Genomic DNA, 15996 nt, shown 5'->3' with positions numbered 1-15996 from the left:
CGGCGTCAGGGCTCCTTCGCCACGTCGGCGGGGATGAGTTCGCGGATGCGCTTGACGAGCGCGTCCAGCTCCAGCGGCTTCACGAAGTAGTCGGCCGCGCCGACCTCCATGCCACGCCGCTTGTCCTCCGGGTCTCCCCGCCCGCTGATGAAGATGATGGGGATGTCCCGGAACTGCTTGTTCTGCTTCACGGCCTGACACAGCTCGAAGCCGTTGATCCAGGACATGTTCACGTCCAGGAGGATGGCGTGCGGGCGGTGCAGCTCCAGCGACGCGACGAGCCGCAGGCCATTGGCCGCGGACATGACCTCGAAGCCCTCGGCCCCCAGGGCCTCGGCGAGCAGCTCGCGCGTGTCGCGGTCGTCATCGACAATCGTAATCTTCGGCTTCGACATGCCCGGCCTCCGCCCTTCCCCTGATGCCTAGAACGGGACATCGTCCTCCGGTGGCGGACGCGCCTGCGCGGTCGTCCGGGGGGCAGCCTGGGGAGCGGGCCGGGCCGCCACCGCCAGCGGCGCCACGACGTCCTGGCCGTCCTCGTCCACCAGCAACTGCTCGATGCGCTGCTCGGCCTCCGTGAGCAGCTTCTCGCCCCGGCGGACGAGGCGGATGCCCTCCTCGAACGCCTTGAGCGACTCTTCCAGTGACAGGTCGCCGCCTTCCAGCCGCGCCACCGTCTCTTCCAGGCGCGACACCACGTCTCCGTACTGCTCCGGAGCGGGCTCCACCTTGGGGTTCTTGTCCGACTTCGCCACGGCCATCCACCTCCCCGAGCGGGGCGCGGAATGTAGAGGGTGGCCCGCTAGCAGTCCACCGGGCCTTTCAGGCTGGTAACGGTCGCTTCGATTTCTTCACATCCACCCAGGGTTTTCGCCCCGTGGGCCGCCAGCTTGATGCCCAGCACGTCCCCCACCACCACGTCCGCCATGGAGCGGACCACCACGCCGTCCCGCTGGCGGAACGTCACCGCGTAGCCGCGCGACATCACCTTCAGGGGGCTCAGGGCGTCCAGGCGGCCGCCCAGCCGTCCGAAGTGCGTCTGCGCGGAGGCCAGCATTCCCCGCTGGAGCTCCAGGAGCCGCGCTCGCGCCTGGGCCACCTTCGCCCGCTCGGCCGCCACCCGCGCCGTGGGGGACTGCCGCTCCAGCCCCAGCCGCGCGTCCGCCAGCGCGCCCCGCCGCCGGGTGACGCCCGCACGAGCGGCGTCCGACAGGCGCATGGCCAGCTTGAGCAGGTGCGCCCGCTGCTCCGACAGCCGCGTCTGGGGCCGCGCCCGCTGCAGCCGCTCCTGCAAGGCGCGCAAGGTCTCCCGGTCCTGACGCACGCGGGGGCGCAGCACGCGCATCATCGCCTCCACCTGTTCGGACAGGTGCAGGCGCTGGTGGTTCACCTCGCGGCGAGGGTCCGGCAGCCGCGCGCGGAGCTGGCCCTGGCGCTCGCGCAGCTCCAGCACCCGGCGCTCCATGGCCCGGCGCAGCCGGCCGGACTGCGTGGCCAGCGTCAGCTCCAGGTCCGCCAGCACCGGCGCCAGCCGCTCCGCCGCCGCGCTGGGCGTGGGCGCGCGCAGGTCCGCGACGAAGTCGGAGATGGTGAAGTCGATCTCGTGGCCGATGGCGGACACCACCGGCACGGGCGAGGCGAAGATGGCGCGCGCCACCCGCTCCTCGTTGAACGTCCAGAGGTCCTCCACGGAGCCTCCGCCGCGCGTCACGACGATGACGTCCACGTCGGTGCGCGAGAGCCGCTCGATGGCCCGCGCCACGTCCTCCGCGGAGCCCTCCCCCTGCACGCGCGCGTCCGCCAGCAGCACGCCCAGCCGGGGGTTGCGCGAGTGCAGCACGCGCAGGAAGTCCTGGAGCGCCGCGCCGGTGCGGCTCGTCACGACGCCGATGCGCCGGGGCAGGAACGGCACGGGCCGGGGCGGCCGCACGCGCCGGTCGCCGATGAGCCCCTCCGCCGCCAGCCGCTGCTTGAGCTGCTCGAACGCGAGCGCCAGCGCGCCCTCGCCCACCGGCTCCAGCCGGGACACGATGAGGCTGTAGCGGCCCTGCGGCTCGTACAGGTCCACGCTGCCCTCGGCCACGACCTCCATGCCGTCGCGCAGCGCGAAGCGGATGCGGCTGGCCATGGACGCCCACACCTTCGCGTCGATGGAGGCGTCCGGGTCCTTGAGCGTGAAGTACCAGTGGCCGCGCGCGTTGGCGCCCCGGAAGCTGGACACCTCGCCGCGCACCATCACGCGCGGGAAGCGCGACTCCACCGTCTGCTTGATCTGCCGGGTGAGCTCGCCCACCGACAGCACCGTGCGCTCGGGGCGCGGCGGCGGGGTGACTGCGGCGGGCGGCGGCGGCGCGGCGACTTCAGCCACCGGCGCGGTGGGCGGGGCCGGGGGCGGCCTGCCTCCGCTGGCGGCCTTCGCCGGCGCGGGACGCAAGGGGGGTAGCAGCGACGTGCCGAACAGGTCGCCCTGCCCCGGCTCGTCGGCCGGGGGCGGCTCCAACCCCTTGCGCTTCTTCATCGCGACAGCTTCTCGACCCAGCCCTGGGCCTTGCCGTGCAGCTCGTCGTCGGGCGGCGTCATCGCGACGACGTCGCGGAACTTGGGCAGCGCGTCCTCCGGGCTGGAGTCCTTGATGGAGTAGGCCTGCATGTACAGGTCCTTCGCCTTGCCCTTGAGGTCGTTGACGATGTTGGCGGCGCCCGCGTGGCTGGGGTCCGCCTGGAGCGCGCGGCGGGCGAACTCCATGGCGCGCGACCACTGGCCGGCGGCCTTCGCGCCCGCGGCGCTCTTGTAATAGATGTTGCCCGCGCGGGTGCCCGCGTTGCGCGCCATCTTGCTGGCGCGCCCGTCGGTGATGTCCTTGTCCAGCGCGAGCAGGCGGGTGAGGCCCTTGGCGTCCAGGTCCTCCAGCTTCTTGTAGAGGTTGCCGAACTCCGTCACCTGCGCCATCAACTGCTTGCACTGGGACGTCTTGGCCGCGCACGCGTTGAGGATGGCCACCGCGCCGGTGATGTCACCGTCGCGGAAGCGGTCCACGGCGGGCTCCCACGGCTTGGGCGCCGCGGCCACGCGCACGGGGTCCGGACGCGTCAGGTCCGCGATGACGCGCACGGCGTCGTCGTTGACCAGCTTGCCGTCGCGGTGCTCGGGGAAGGTCGCGAGCACGTCGTCGGTGATGGCCTTGGCCTGCTGCACGTTCTCCAACTGGCGGGTGTCCAGCAGCCGCTTGGCCTCCTTCGTGCGCGTGTCGGCGGCGTCCGTCAGGTTCTTGCGCGCCGTCTTCAACTGCTCGTAGAGCTGGGTGTCGCTGGTCACCTTCTCGATGGACGCCTTCGCGCTGGCCAACTGGCCCTTGTCCAGCGCCGCCTGGGCCGTGCTCAGGTGGTTCTGGTTGGGGATCTCCCGCTCCGCGGCCTTCAGGTAGTCCGCCACGCCGGGGTAGTCCGGCGCCTGCGCGTGGAGCTCCTCCAGCTTCGCCTTGGCCTGCTGCCACTGGCCCTCGCGCACCAGGTTCTTCGCCTCCTGGAAGAGGCCGCCCAACTGCTCGCGGTAGCTGCGCTGCTCCGCCTCGATGCGGCCCTGCTCCTCCGCCTGTTGCCGCATGCGCGAGCGCGCGACGCCCAGGCCCGCGAAGAGCACCACCAGCACGGCGGCGCCCGCGAGCTTCATCCGCATGCGCTTGCGCTGCACCTCCGGCGAGAGCTCCGCGGCGGCGGCGGCCCGCGACGTCTGCGGGCGCGCGCGGCCCTCGCGGGCGGGGCGCGGGGGCACGGCCGTGGAACCGCGGCCCGCCGCCGAGGATGGACGGGGCCGGGGGCCGGTGGGGGCCTGCACCTTCGCGGTGCTGTTGGCGGTGTCCTCGTAGCGCAGCTCCGAGTCGCCCAGCGTGATGACGTCGCCGTTGGCGAGGAGCGTCTCCTCGGAGATGGGCTCGCCGTTGACGATGGTGCCGTTGCCGGAGCCCATGTCACTGACCATCCAGCCGGCGGACTCCTTGCGCAGCGTCACGTGCTTGCGGGAGACGGACGTGTCCTGGATGCAGATGGGGTTGTCGGTGGAGCGGCCGACCGTGTACTCGAGCTCGGAGAGCGCGAACTCCTCACCCTCCATGGGGCCGGCGATGACGACGAGCTTCGCGGGGCGGGCCGCGGCGGCACCGGCGGACGACCGGCGGACCGGCGCGCGCGAACCGGTCCCGGAGGAGGGCGTGCCAGATGTAGGCCGTCGGCGGGCGGGGGGTGGTGCGTTCGACATGGAGGTCACCGCGTCCTGCTGAGGGGGGCACGAGCCCTAAAGCTCGTGCTCATAGGCTTTTTCCAGCGCGAGATTGTGGCAGCGATGCTCGGCCGTAGGGAAGCGTCTCCGTACGTCTTCCAGGGTGGCGACCGCATCCCGTCGGCTGCGGAACTGAACCGCCCGCTGGAACTGCATCATCAGTTGGCTGCAGCGGTGGTCCAGCTCCGTTGAAATCTGGGCGATCCGCTCCCGGACGTCCTCGTAGAGCTCCGGCTTGTCGTCCAGCGCTTCCAGGGTGATCCACGCGGCGCGGTACTCCCGCCACGCCTTGAACAGGTTCTCCGCGCCCACGTCCTTGAGCTCGTAGAAGCGGGCCCCTGCCTTGGCGGCCTCCCGGGCGGAGGTGATGAGCTGATCCGGCGGCAGCTCCGGCACCGGGATGATCTCCAGCCGCAGGTTCCAGATGCGCCAGGGGTCGCGGCCGGGCGGGTTGAGGGCGTTGTCGAAGAGGAGCTGGTTGTTGGCGTTGCGCCGCAGGAGGCTGGGCGGGAGGACCTGCTCCAGCTCACGCTCGGCCGTCTGGGCGGTATCCGGGGGCACCCAGCCCAGGGACACGCCGTTGAGGGACAGGTTGACCTCGTCCCGGGCGATGTTGCTGGCCTGGTAGTGCAGCACCGCCACGGCGCGCGTGGGGGACACGAAGCGGAAGTCGAAGAGCTTGTCGTCGGCGTGGACCCAGCGCACCCCTTCGCCCAGGCCGAAGGAGTCCGGCACCGGCTCCATGCCCAGCGTGAAGGGTTCGCGGCCCGGGAGCCGGATGGCCGAGGGGGCCGCGAGCGCCACGAGCAGCGTCAGCACGCCCAGCACGGCCACGCCCGCCAGCGACGCGAAGCCGATGCGCCTGGGCAGCGACTGGCGCTGCCAGAAGAGGAGGAACCGGCCCTTGAGCGTCTTGCCCAACTGGCGCCGCTGGCGGGCCTTGTCGGCGGCGGACGAGGGCTCGACCTTCGCGACGACCGTCACCGGGCCCCTTGGCGCGGGCTGGGTGGCGGACTCATCCAGGTTGGCCGGCACGGGCAGGGTGGCTTCACCCTCCGCGTCCGGAGCGGGCACATGGGCCAGCAGTGGGATTTCGCCCGTCAGCAGCCCGGGGTCCAGGGCCGGGGCAGGCGGGGCGCGGTCGTGGCCGACGAACGTCACCGGCTCCTCGGAAGGCGGCGGGACGGGAGGGCTCCAGACCGGCGGAGGCGCCGCGGCCGGTGCGGCAGGTCCGGGCGAGACCTGGCCCGAGAAGGTCCCGGAGGCCCGGGTCTCCTCGGGGGCCGCGGAGAGGTCATCGTCCTGGCCGACGAAGGTCGAGGGCTCGCTGGAGTCGATCGCGGCGGCGGGCGCGCTCACGATGCGCACCGGAGGGGCCACGAGCGGCTTGACCGGCGTGATGGGCCGGAGGTCGAGGACGGTCCGCTCCTCGGGCTCCTCCATCGCCGGCGGGGGCAGCGCGGGCGGGGCCTCCTGCGGCGGCGGCGCGACGGGAACCGGTGGCGCTTCCGGGGTCGCCGGAATCGCCATCAGCGTGCGCTCCTCGGGCTCGTCCAGCTCCGGGAAGGAGAGCACCGGGGGCGGCGTGGCGGCGGGCACGGCCAGGTCCGCCGTGGGAATCGCCATCAGCGTGCTCTCGTTGGGCTCGTCCAGCTCCGGGAGAGGCAGCACGGGAGGCGGCGCGGCGGCGGGCACGCGCGAGTCCACCGTGGAGATCGCCATCAGCGTGCGCTCCTCGGGCTCGTCCATGTCCGGGAGGGACAGCACGGGAGGCGGCGTGGCGGCGGGCACGGGCGAGTCCACCGTGGAGATCGCCATCAGCGTGCGCTCCTCGGGCTCGTCCGGCGCCACGGGGGCCAGCTCCACGGGAGGAGGCACGGCGAGAGGCCGTGCGGGAGGAGGCGGAACCATCAGCCCCGGCGGAGACATCAACGGCAGGCCGGGTGACGAAGCCGCTGCGCCCCGGGCCGCCAAGGACGGTCCCGGCCCGGAGGCACGGACGGCGGCGGAAGCTCCCGAGGCCTTGTTCCCGGCCGACAGCACCGGGGGAGCAGCAGGAGCCCTGGCCGGGGAACCCTCGTTGGGAGCCGCGGGACCCAACACCGGAGGGCCCGCGGGAGTCCTGGCCGGCGCGGTCGCGCCCTGCCCCAGGCTCCCCACCACGGAAGGCGCGGCGGGAACCTTGCCCGAAGCAGAGGACGCAGAGGCGCCCAGCGCAGGCGGACCCGAGGGAGGCCGGGGCGGAGTCGCCGGAACAGAGGCTCCCTGCACACCAGGCTTGGGCGAAGCCGCCGCCCCCGGCGTGGGCGTTCCCAGCACGGGAGTTCCCGGTGCAGCCCGGCCCGGCGCGGAGGCACTGACCGCCGGTAGATCCGGAGCGGAGGGCCGCTTCGGCGTGGCGGCCGGCATTGGCATCGCCCCACCCTTCGCGGCGGGCACGGCCATTCCCGGGCGCGGCGGGGACGCGGGCCGGGCCATGGCCGGCATCGACGGCTGGTAGCTCGTGGGCGCCGCTTCGATCTCCGCGAGCGAGGCCTGCTCCACGCCCTGCGGCGACACCTTCGCGTGCGGCGGCGCGAGCATCCGCCGGATGGGCCGGGTGACGTCGTCGTCATCCTCCGGCGCCACCCACACGAAGGTGAACTCCACCGGCCCCACGGTGATGCGGTCGCCGTCGCGCAGTTGCTTCTGGCCGCCCAGCGGCTGGCCGTTCAACTGCGTGCCGTTCGCGCTGCCAACGTCCTCGGCGAAGTAACGCCCATCCCTCGCCGTGATGCGGGCATGACGCCGGGAGACACCGTGGTCATGCAGGACCAGGTCGTTCTCCGAGGTCCGGCCGATCTTCACTTCGGCCTGCTCGAAGGCGAGCTCCCGTCCAACCTGGAGCCCCTGGGTGATGGTGAGCAGGATGGGCAGAGGACTAGCCCCCGACGTTGCCGAACATGAACTGGAACACGATGGGCCCGAAGAGCACCATGAACACCGTCGGGAAGATGCACGCGATGAGCGGGAAGAGCATCTTCACCGGTGCCTCACCCGCCAGCTTCTCCGCGCGCTGCGTGCGGTCGATGCGCATCTGCGTGGACTGGATGCGCAGCACCTTGCCCAGGCTCGTGCCCATCTTGTCCGCCTGGATCAGCGCCGTGACGAACGTCGTCAGCGACGGCAGGTCCACGCGCACGATCATGCCCTTGAGCGCCTCTTCACGCGTCTTGCCCATCTTGAGCTGCTTGAGCACCAACTGCAGCTCCTCGCGCAGCGGCCCCTGGCGGCCCTTCTCCACCACCTTCGCCAGCGCGCCCGTGAAGTCCATGCCCGCTTCCACCGACAGCGTCAGCAGGTCCAGGTTGTACGGAAGCGCGCGGCTGATGGCCAGGTGACGGCGCTTCACCTGGTCGTTCAACCAGATGAGCGGATAGAACAGGCCCAGCAGCATCACCAGCAGCGACCACGCCAGGTTCGCCCCGATGCCGTTGGCGACGAACAGGCCCACCAGCAGGCCCAGGAAGGCGCTCACCTCCTGCAGCGCCATGATGTCCTCGGGCTTGTACTGGGACGGCTCGCCCGCCTTGATCAGCTTGCGGCGCGTCTTGGACTCGTAGCCCGGCCACATGAAGCGCCGGTTCATCGCGCCCAGCTTGCGGATGGCGACGGAGCCCGCGCCCTTCATGCCGCCCGCGGACTCGTCGCGGACTTCCGTGAGGAAGCGCTCCAGGAGGTTGGTGTACAGGCCGATGCCCAGGAACGCCACCGCGCCCGCGGTCAGCAGTGCCGAGCCGCCCATCAGCAGAAATGTCAGGACTTCCTGCACGGTGCGCCTCGCTTCAGATGTCGATGTTGACGATGCGCCGGATGATGAGGATGCCCATGATCTCCATGATGGCGATCAGGGTCACCAGGATGTAGCCGAAGATGTGGTTCATCATCGGCTCCATCAGGTCCGGACGCATGTAGTTGAGCACCATGCCCAGCACCGCCGGCATGGCCGCCACGATCCAGCCTTGAAGCTTGCCCTGGGACGTCAGCGCGTCGATCTTGCCTTCCAGACGGAAGCGCTCGCGGATCACCGTGGAGATGGTCTCGAACATCTCCGCCATGTTGCCGCCCAACTGGCGCGCGATGTTGGTGGACACCACCACCAGCTCCAGGTCGTCGCTGCCCACGCGGCGGCCCATGTTGATGAGCGCCTCCTCCAGCGGCACGCCCAGCTTCACTTCCTTCACGAAGAGGCCGAACTCCTGGGACAGGGGCGGCAGCGCCTCGCGCGCCACGTGCTCGATGGCCTGCGGGAACGTGAGGCCCGCCTTGAACGCGTTGGCCATGGCCTGCAGCGCGTCCACCAACTGCACGTTGAACTTCTTGATGCGGCGCTTGCGGTAGTGCTTCACGAGCAGCATCGGCAGGAAGAAGCCGAAGATGGTCGCGAGCACCGCCAGGATGGGGTTGAAGATGATGTAGCTGAGGATGCCCAGAAGGCACATGCAGGCGATGTTGAGGATCAACATCTGCCGCGCGTCGATGAAGAGGAACATGTCGCTCAAGTCGTTCATCGACTTGGCGACGTAGCGCTCCTGGTACTGCTCATACGCCTTCGACAGGACGCTGAAGATCACCAGGCTGAAGAAGAACACCGAGCCGGTGACGAGAAGGAGGACGATACCTGCGAGCATGGGCGCGAATCCCCGGGGGATGAGGGAGGGGTCGGCAGGGCCGCTTCAGCGTTGGCGAAGCGGCCCCGCGCGCGACGACTACGGAGCTCCGGCCGAGGCCTTCTCGCCGCCGCCACTGCCCTTGATGATCTGGATGATCTCCCGGCGCTTCTGCTCCAGCACGCGGGTGCGCTCACCGGAGAGCAGCGTGCTGATGGTCGCGCGGCCACGCTCCTCGATGAGGTCCACGTCGTCCTCGTTGCGCAGGGACAGGGTCAACTGCCCCAGCTCCGCCGCCAGCACCAGGATCTCCGCCTCTTCCGGCAGCACCATCAGCGAGACGTTGGAGTACTCGCGCTGGTTCTCCGGGATGAGGTTGATGTTCGTGGTGCCGGTGATCTTGCCCGTGGCGACCACGATGATGTTCTGCAGCAGCGTCACCGCGACGCTCTCGTCCGTCTGCGGATCGCGGAACGTGCCGATGATGTCCACGTGATCGTTCGGGCGGATCCACCCGCCCACGGACGTGGTCTGCTTCGCCTCGATGGTGATGGCGCGCGCCTTCTTCTGCACCTTCGTGGACAGGCGCTCGGCGGCCTTCGTCGTCTCGAACTGGCTCCAGAGGATGGGGTCGCCGGCCTGCAGCGCCACCAGCACCTTCTGGTTCACGATGTAGTTGGCGGAGTCCGGCTTCACCACCGACGAGGTGACGAACTGCTCCGGCACGGAGCGCTGGGAGATCATCTCGTACGTGATGACCGAACCCTCGGGCATGTCCTGGCCCGCCACCACCACGGGCACCAGGTTCCACCCGCGGCGCACATCCGATTCCTTCTTCTTGATGGCCGAGTAGGCCACGATGCCCGCGAGCAAACCGAGCACCAGTGCGACGACGAGCGGGGTCTTACCCTTCAACATGGTTCAAGGTCCTCCAGAACGGTGGGGCGCCGTCGTGGCGGCAGGACTGCTTTGGACGAGGGGGCGATGCCAGGGCGCGAACGGAGCAAGATGTTAGCCATGCCCCACATCGGGTGTCAAAACCACCTCTCGTGACAAAGCGGAATCCCGGGACCTCCAGCGCTCACGGAGCCTGCCCGCCCAGGGGGAGGACGGCTCGACGCAGCGGGTTGATCCGCGGCCCTGGCGTCCCTCAGGGGAACGGCAGGTTCAGCACGAAGTAAAACGAGTCGTAATAAATCTGATACGCCTCGAGGAACAGGTCGATGACGTTGGTCTGCCGGTCGTCCGTCCAGCGGATCTTCACCGTGGCGCCGATGACGAGCCCGACGATCAACACCCAGTTGATCATCGAGTACTCCACCATGGCCTGGCCACGGCGGGCCCGGCGCGGGGAGCGCGGCGGCGACTTCCGGGGGCTGTTCACGGGGGGAGCGTGCACGTCCGACGTCATGTCCCCATTATCCAGGACCCGGGCCCCGGCCGCATCGGTCATGTGGACTGCCGCCCTTCCCTACTGCGCGGGCTGGGAAGGAGCGGCCTTGGCCGGCGCGGACGCCGGCGCCGTGGGGGGCGAGGCCTGACGCAGGCGGCGCTGGGCGAGCTGCGCCGCGCTGGAGCCGGGGGCCTCCTTGATGATCTGCCCGCAGACGGCGGCGGCCTCCCGGGTCCGGCCCTGGGCGGACTCGGACTCGCAGAGCCGTGAGAGCAGGGCCAGCCTCTCGCTGCCGCTGGCTCCGGCCGCGAGCGCGGCGCGCAGCAGCCGTGCCTCCCGGGCGCGGTCACCCTGGTTCGCGGCGGCCTGGGCCTGGGCGGACAGGTCGCGCGCCGTCATCGCCTCCTGGGACGCGGACTTCTCCATGGGAGCGGGCTTCGCGGCCTCGGCCCGGGCGGACTCCTCCTTGGGCGCGGCGGGAGCGCGCGTGGACGGCGGCGACGCACCGCCGATGGAGCCCACGCTCGCGGGGGCCATGGGCACGGCCTGCACCACGGGCGCGGAGGCAACGGGAGGAGGCGGCGGCGGAGGCGCGCTCGCGGACGTGTCCTCTGCGTCATCCGAGACGAGCCCACGGCCATAGGCCGCCTCACCCAACCGGAGGGAGTCGCCCTTCGTGGCCAGCGCCTTGTCGCTGACCTTGGCCGAGGCGCGCCCCCGCGCGGGCTCGTCCTTCGCGAGGAAGCTGTCATGGGCCTCCGCTTCCTTCGACGGCGCCTCCAGCGCGGCCGGAGGCGGCTCGAGCGCGGCGAACTCGCCGTCCGCGTCCCGGACGGCCTTGGCCACCTTCTTCTTCGGAGCCTCCGCGTCCGCGCGGCGCTCCAGCAGCGCGCCCCCGCTGCCCGCGTTCATCCAGTCCGACGGGCGGGCCGCGGCGGTGCCCTTGCGCTGGGCCTTGGTCTCCATCTGATTGCGGTTGAGCTCCATCGCGCCCGGCGCGGCCGCCAGGGCCTCCGAGCCGCCCTCGGGTGCGTCCCCTTCGAGGGGCGCGCTCGACGGCGCGGGGGCCGGGGCGACGGGGGCGACCTTCGCCGCCTCCATCGCCGCGCTGGGGGCGGCCCGCTGTGACAGGTTCGGCGACAGGTCGAGGTTCTCGCGCACCGTCAACGTCAGGAGGCCGAAGGTGCCCACCGTGGCCAGGCCCACCGCGGGCAAGAGGAAGCGGCGCCAGCGCGAGGGCTTCGGCTCGGGGCCGGCGGCGGCGCGGCGCGCGGACTGCTGCGCGTACGCGAGCAGCGACTCCAGGCCCGCGTCCGGCGCGGGCTCCGAGGACAACTGCGCCATGGCGGTGCGCACGCCGCGGATGTCCGCCAGCGCCTTCGTGCAGCGCGCGCAGCCCTGGACGTGCTGCTCCAGCGCGTGGGCCTCCGACGCGGGGAGCTCGCCGTAGGCGAAGTCGAGGAGCCGGTCCTCGTGCGCGTGGGCATTCTGGGCATTCATCCCGCCACCGTCCTTCCATCCTCCGACAGGTCGCCGTCCACGCCCAGCTCACCCAGGCGGCGGCGCAGGCCCTCCAGCGCGTAGCGCATGCGGCTCTTCACCGTGTTCTCGGACACGCCCGTCACCTCGGCGATCTCCTTGAACGGGATGCCGCTGTACTCGCGCAGCACGAACACCTCGCGTTGCTCCTCCGGCAGGGCCGACAGGGCCCGCTCCAGCAGGGGCCGGAGGCGGGCGTTGTGCGCGCCGCGCTCCGGGCTGGCCCCGGCATCCGGCAGCCCCTCGCCCAGCGGACGTCCCTCGTCGCCGTCGGCACCCGCCGAGGGGGCTTCCAGGGACGTCGCCTGGCGGTAGCTCTCTTTGCGCGTGCTGTCCACGCAGAGGTTCCTCGCGATGGTGTACAGCCAGGTCGTGAACCGGGCCTTGGGCTCGTATTCCCGGGCGCTGCGGACCACCTTGAGCCAGGTCTCCTGCAGCACGTCCTCCGCCCGCGCCCGGTGGCCCACGAAGCGCAGGATGAAGTTGAACACCGGCGCGCGGTGCTTGCGCACCAACGCTTCGAACGCACGCGCGTTTCCCGCCTGGAAGGCGAGCATCAACTGCTCGTCTGAGGTTTCGGGTGCCAAACTTCCCCCAGTGCCCATGAAGCCACGGGTGCCATCCCCTTCACCGCCCACGGCCTGTAACGGACAGCCGTGCGCGAAAGGTCTATTCCGGCCGTGGCCGCCGGTAAGTGGCGAGAATGACAGGGACCGCCACCCCTGTCACCAGAAGTGCCTGCGCCAGCAGCACCGCCGGCAACGGGCGCTGCACATGCACGTACAGCGAGCGGCCGAGCCCCACTCCCAGCAGGACGCCCGTCAGCGTGCGCACCGCGTTGGAACCCGAAGCGGGCCGGAAGCGTCCCACCGCCCAGTCCACGAGCGCGGGCAGCGTGAGGGCCAGCACCGCCGGCACGTCCCACTCCCACCGCAGCGGCGCCTTCAGCGCGAACAACGCGAGGAACACGCCCGCGAGCACCGGGTACGTGCCCAGGCACCGCGCGCACACGCGCACGCCCGCGAGCACGTACGTGCGGTTGTACTCATCCGCGTGATGATGGCTGAGCCAGAACACCGGCACCTCCTCCGGACGCGGAAACGGCGGGCCCGTCCTGTACGTCGCGCGAATCCCCTTCGGCCAGGAAGCACGCCGCGGCGTGGCCACCGCCCAGGGGATACAGCGGCGGTGACTCGCGGCGGCAGCGCTCCATCGCATGCGGGCAGCGCGGATGGAACGCGCAACCGGACGGCGGCGACAGGGGCGAAGGCGGCTCTCCCGGCAGCAGCAGGCGCGTGCCGGGGCGCTCCGGATCCGGCACCGGCACCGCGGACAGCAGGGCCTGCGTGTACGGGTGGCGAGGCCCGGCGTACAGCGCCCGCGACGGCGCCACCTCCACGATGCGCCCCAGGTACATCACCGCCACGCGCGTGGACACGTACTCGACGATCTTCAGGTCGTGCGCGATGAAGACGTAGGTGAGGCCGCGCTCGCGCTGCAGGTCCACCAGCAGGTTGACGATCTGCGCCTGGATGGAGACGTCCAGCGCGCTGATGGGCTCATCCGCCACCACCAGGTCTGGACGCAACGCGATGGCACGTGCAATGCCAATGCGTTGACGCTGGCCGCCGGAGAACTCGTGCGGGTAGCGCTGGCGCGCCTCGCGGGGCAGCCCCATGGCGTCGAGCAGCGCCAGCACCTCGTCCTCGCGCGCCCTGCCCTTCGCCAGGCCGTGGATGGCGAAGGGCTCCGCGAGGATGTCCCCCACCGTCATGCGCGGGTTGAGCGACGCGTACGGGTCCTGGAAGACGAGCTGCATCTGGCGGCGCAGCGGACGCAGCTCGCGCTGCGACAGGCCGGTCAGCTCGCGCCCGGCCACGCGGATGGAGCCGGAGGTCGGGTCGATGAGGCGCAGCACCGCGCGCCCCAGGGTGCTCTTGCCGCAGCCGCTCTCCCCCACCAGGCCCAGCGTCTCGCCCCGGGCGACGTCGAAGGACACGCCGTCCACCGCGCGCACCGTGCCGCGCGTGCGGCCCAGCAGGCCGCCCTTCACCGGGAAGTGCACCTTCAGGTCGCGCACCTGGACCAGCGGCTCGCTCATGGCGCGGGCACCGGATGATGGCAGGCGGCGGACTGGCCTCCGCGCTTCGGCTCCAGCGCGGGCGTGACGCGGGCGCACAGCTCCGTGGCGCGGTCGCAGCGGTCGCGGAACGCGCACCCGGACGGCAGCGCGGTGAGCGACGGCACCATGCCGGGAATGGCCTTCAGGCGCTGACGTCCGCCCTCCACCGCCGCGCCCGCGTCGTGCAGCGACGGGATGGAGCGCAACAGGCCCGCCGTGTACGGGTGCGCGGGCCGCGCGAACAGCTCGCGCACCGGGGCCTGCTCCACGATGCGGCCCGCGTACATCACCACCACCGCGTCGCAGCTCCCCGCCACCACGCCCAGGTCGTGGGTGATGAGCATCACCGCCATGTTGCGCTCGGCCTGCAGGCGCTTGAGCAGTTCGAGAATCTGGGCCTGGATGGTGACGTCCAGCGCCGTGGTGGGCTCGTCCGCGATGAGCAGCGCCGGGTCGCACGCGAGCGCCATGGCGATCATCACGCGCTGGCGCATGCCGCCGGAGAGCTGGTGCGGGTACGCGTCCACGCGCTCGCCGGGCGCTGGGATGCCCACCTGCCGGAGCATCTCCACCGCGCGCTCACGCGCCTGGGCCTTCGTGGCGCCCAGGTGCAGCCGGACGCCCTCGCCAATCTGCTCGCCCACGGTGAACACCGGGTTGAGCGACGTCATGGGCTCCTGGAAGACCATGGCCACGTGCCGGCCGCGCACGCGCCGCATCTGCTTCTCCGGGAGGGCCAGCAGGTCCTCGCCCCGGAAGCGCACCTCGCCGCCCACCACGCGGCCGGGCGGCTGGGGGACCAGCCGCATCACCGACAGCGCCGTGAGGCTCTTGCCGCAGCCGCTCTCCCCCACCACCCCCAGCGTGCCGCCGGGGGGAACGGAGAAGGACACCCCGTCCACCGCGCGCACCGTGCCGCGGGGGAGCGACAACTGGGTGACGAGCCCCCGCACGTCCAGGAGCGGGGCGCCGGTGGAGGCCCCGGGGGACGGCGCGGCGCCGGTCACTTCTGGGCCAGCTCCTCCAGGAACTCCGCCTCCTGGATGAGCCCCTTGCGGATGAGCAGGCGGATGAGGCTCGCGACCATGCGCGCGGGCTTCACCTTCTCCGTGTCCAGGCTGGCCTCTTCGCCGCGCGAGATGCGGTCGATGTCGTCCAGCACCGCCAGGTCCTCCTCGGAGAAGTCCGGCTTGGGCGTGAGCGCCACGGACGGCTTCACGCCCTGCGCGGCGCCGCCGAAGAGCACCACCGGGACGCGCGGCTTGCTCGGGTCCTCCGGCTCCGCGGGGGGCGGAGGCGGCGGCGGACGGGCCGCGGCGGGCGGGGGCGGCGGACGCGGGGCCTTGGGGACCTTGGGACGGGGCGTGGAGCCCAGGATGTCCTCCAGCACCTCCGCGCCGTCCACGCCCGACTCGTTGGGCGGCGGCGGCGGCAGGTCCCAGTCCAGCGCCGGCGCGGGCGGACGCGGCGGCGTGGGCGCGCGCGCGGCGGCGGGCGGGGGCGGCGGAGACGTCAGGATGTCCGGCGAATCGTCCTCGTCCATGTCCATCGGTTCAGCCTCCACGATGTCCAGGGGCTCGCCCCGGCCGCGCGACAACGCCTGCTCCAGGTCATCCGGCGCGGCGACGAACACCTTCAGCGGCTTGCGAAGCTGGAAGCGCAGCTCGTCCACCAGCATCAGGTTGCCCGGGTCCTCCACCGCGACGTGGATCTTCTCGCTGCGGCCGTCCTGCTCCGCCGCGAAGAGGAGCACCCGGTGCTCGGTCTGGAAGTCCATGGACACCAGCGAGGACACCGCATGGGGGATGTACTCGGGGATCTCCACGAACGGCAGCTCGTGCTGCGCCGCCAGCGCCCGCGCGATGTCCCGGCCCGTGCACAGGCCCATGGACACCAGCACCTCACCCAGCTTGCGGCCCTGGCCGCGCCGTCCGGACGCGAGGGCCTGCTTCACCTGCTCGTCCGTCACCACTCCGGCCTGGACGAGGAGTTCACCAATCTTCTTGCGCATGGCCGGG

15 protein-coding genes are annotated in these 15996 nt (G+C 71.6%); all 15 read right to left on the bottom strand.

From position 1 onward, the window contains the following. Window positions 1–5: 5 nt before the first annotated feature. A complete protein-coding gene (locus K8556_RS18625) occupies window positions 6–395 on the bottom strand; it encodes a PleD family two-component system response regulator (protein ID WP_014397650.1) in 390 nt (129 codons plus the stop codon). Window positions 396–422: 27 nt separating this feature from the next. Beyond that, window positions 423–761 carry an exodeoxyribonuclease VII small subunit gene (xseB, locus tag K8556_RS18620; RefSeq protein ID WP_120565593.1) on the bottom strand — a complete coding sequence of 113 codons (339 nt, stop codon included), beginning with the start codon at window positions 759–761 and terminating at the stop codon, window positions 423–425. 41 nt (window positions 762–802) lie between these two features. Further along, window positions 803–2518, bottom strand: coding sequence for an exodeoxyribonuclease VII large subunit (gene xseA, locus K8556_RS18615; RefSeq protein ID WP_223741413.1), 1716 nt, complete (start codon window positions 2516–2518; stop codon window positions 803–805). Further along, window positions 2515–4254, bottom strand: coding sequence for an FHA domain-containing protein (locus K8556_RS18610; protein ID WP_223741412.1), 1740 nt, complete (start codon window positions 4252–4254; stop codon window positions 2515–2517). The genes xseA and K8556_RS18610 overlap by 4 nt, the downstream gene beginning before the upstream one ends. Window positions 4255–4290: 36 nt before the next feature. Continuing rightward, entirely contained in the window at window positions 4291–7173 is a 2883-nt protein-coding gene (locus K8556_RS18605) for an FHA domain-containing protein (RefSeq protein WP_223741531.1), read from the bottom strand. Window positions 7174–7195: 22 nt separating this feature from the next. After that, window positions 7196–8086 (bottom strand): type II secretion system F family protein, encoded by an 891-nt coding sequence (locus K8556_RS18600; protein WP_223741411.1) that lies wholly within the window; start codon window positions 8084–8086, stop codon window positions 7196–7198. Between the two features lie 13 nt (window positions 8087–8099). Further along, window positions 8100–8945, bottom strand: coding sequence for a type II secretion system F family protein (locus tag K8556_RS18595; protein ID WP_223741410.1), 846 nt, complete (start codon window positions 8943–8945; stop codon window positions 8100–8102). Window positions 8946–9023: 78 nt separating this feature from the next. Further along, complete coding sequence (cpaB, locus tag K8556_RS18590; RefSeq protein WP_120622540.1) at window positions 9024–9842, bottom strand: Flp pilus assembly protein CpaB; 819 nt, start codon at window positions 9840–9842, stop codon at window positions 9024–9026. A 232-nt stretch (window positions 9843–10074) separates the two neighbouring features. After that, window positions 10075–10335: a hypothetical protein gene (locus K8556_RS18585; protein ID WP_120565599.1), complete on the bottom strand. Its 261-nt coding sequence runs from the start codon at window positions 10333–10335 to the stop codon at window positions 10075–10077. Window positions 10336–10395: 60 nt separating this feature from the next. Continuing rightward, complete coding sequence (locus K8556_RS18580) at window positions 10396–11817, bottom strand: zf-HC2 domain-containing protein (RefSeq protein ID WP_223741409.1); 1422 nt, start codon at window positions 11815–11817, stop codon at window positions 10396–10398. Next, a complete protein-coding gene (locus K8556_RS18575; protein WP_206793212.1) occupies window positions 11814–12461 on the bottom strand; it encodes an RNA polymerase sigma factor in 648 nt (215 codons plus the stop codon). Before K8556_RS18575 ends, K8556_RS18580 begins: the two co-directional genes overlap by 4 nt. Before the next feature lie 64 nt (window positions 12462–12525). Beyond that, entirely contained in the window at window positions 12526–12933 is a 408-nt protein-coding gene (locus K8556_RS18570) for a DUF2085 domain-containing protein (protein WP_223741408.1), read from the bottom strand. Beyond that, window positions 12902–13957 (bottom strand): ABC transporter ATP-binding protein, encoded by a 1056-nt coding sequence (locus tag K8556_RS18565; protein WP_223741407.1) that lies wholly within the window; start codon window positions 13955–13957, stop codon window positions 12902–12904. The genes K8556_RS18570 and K8556_RS18565 overlap by 32 nt, the downstream gene beginning before the upstream one ends. Next, window positions 13954–14985, bottom strand: coding sequence for an ABC transporter ATP-binding protein (locus tag K8556_RS18560; RefSeq protein WP_223741406.1), 1032 nt, complete (start codon window positions 14983–14985; stop codon window positions 13954–13956). Before K8556_RS18560 ends, K8556_RS18565 begins: the two co-directional genes overlap by 4 nt. Beyond that, the gene (locus K8556_RS18555) at window positions 14982–15989 is read right to left on the bottom strand and encodes a general secretion pathway protein GspE (protein ID WP_223741405.1); all 1008 of its coding nucleotides are present in this window, start codon (window positions 15987–15989) and stop codon (window positions 14982–14984) included. Before K8556_RS18555 ends, K8556_RS18560 begins: the two co-directional genes overlap by 4 nt. Between the last annotated feature and the right edge of the window lie 7 nt (window positions 15990–15996).

This window comes from Corallococcus sp. AS-1-12, from assembly GCF_020036995.1.
Lineage (GTDB): Bacteria > Myxococcota > Myxococcia > Myxococcales > Myxococcaceae > Corallococcus.
The sequence above is the reverse complement of the archived record's forward strand: the minus strand, read 5'-3'. Positions and strand labels throughout refer to the sequence as shown.

Bases quoted from the DNA above. Each gene is read 5' to 3' on its own strand.
- K8556_RS18595 (WP_223741410.1), bottom strand. From the start codon at position 8,945: ATGCTCGCAGGTATCGTCCTCCTTCTCGTCACCGGCTCGGTGTTCTTC.
- K8556_RS18575 (WP_206793212.1), bottom strand. From the start codon at position 12,461: ATGGGCACTGGGGGAAGTTTGGCACCCGAAACCTCAGACGAGCAGTTG.
- K8556_RS18610 (WP_223741412.1), bottom strand. From the start codon at position 4,254: ATGTCGAACGCACCACCCCCCGCCCGCCGACGGCCTACATCTGGCACG.
- xseB (WP_120565593.1), bottom strand. From the start codon at position 761: ATGGCCGTGGCGAAGTCGGACAAGAACCCCAAGGTGGAGCCCGCTCCG.
- K8556_RS18565 (WP_223741407.1), bottom strand. From the start codon at position 13,957: ATGAGCGAGCCGCTGGTCCAGGTGCGCGACCTGAAGGTGCACTTCCCG.
- K8556_RS18585 (WP_120565599.1), bottom strand. From the start codon at position 10,335: ATGACGTCGGACGTGCACGCTCCCCCCGTGAACAGCCCCCGGAAGTCG.
- K8556_RS18625 (WP_014397650.1), bottom strand. From the start codon at position 395: ATGTCGAAGCCGAAGATTACGATTGTCGATGACGACCGCGACACGCGC.
- K8556_RS18580 (WP_223741409.1), bottom strand. From the start codon at position 11,817: ATGAATGCCCAGAATGCCCACGCGCACGAGGACCGGCTCCTCGACTTC.
- K8556_RS18555 (WP_223741405.1), bottom strand. From the start codon at position 15,989: ATGCGCAAGAAGATTGGTGAACTCCTCGTCCAGGCCGGAGTGGTGACG.
- cpaB (WP_120622540.1), bottom strand. From the start codon at position 9,842: ATGTTGAAGGGTAAGACCCCGCTCGTCGTCGCACTGGTGCTCGGTTTG.
- xseA (WP_223741413.1), bottom strand. From the start codon at position 2,518: ATGAAGAAGCGCAAGGGGTTGGAGCCGCCCCCGGCCGACGAGCCGGGG.